The 303-nt window shown below is 52.1% G+C and carries 1 rRNA gene; it reads right to left on the bottom strand.

Features of this window, described 5'->3' with window-relative positions:
* A 16S ribosomal RNA gene (locus tag ACKTR2_RS10635) occupies positions 1 to 303 on the bottom strand; the annotation flags it as partial.

Raw genomic sequence — 303 nt, forward strand, 5'->3', positions numbered from 1 at the left:
GCCCATTGTGGAAGATTCCCTACTGCTGCCTCCCGTAGGAGTCTGGGCCGTGTCTCAGTCCCAATGTGGCCGATCAGCCTCTCAGCTCGGCTATGCATCATCGCCTTGGTAAGCCGTTACCTTACCAACTAGCTAATGCACCGCGGGTCCATCCTGAAGTGATAGCCGAAACCATCTTTCAAGCGAAAACCATGTGGTTTTCGTTGTTATGCGGTATTAGCATCTGTTTCCAAATGTTATCCCCCACTTCAGGGCAGGTTACCCACGTGTTACTCACCCGTTCGCCACTCGCTTCATTGTTCT

It is taken from the genome of Furfurilactobacillus curtus (assembly GCF_045862785.1).
Lineage (GTDB): Bacteria > Bacillota > Bacilli > Lactobacillales > Lactobacillaceae > Furfurilactobacillus > Furfurilactobacillus curtus.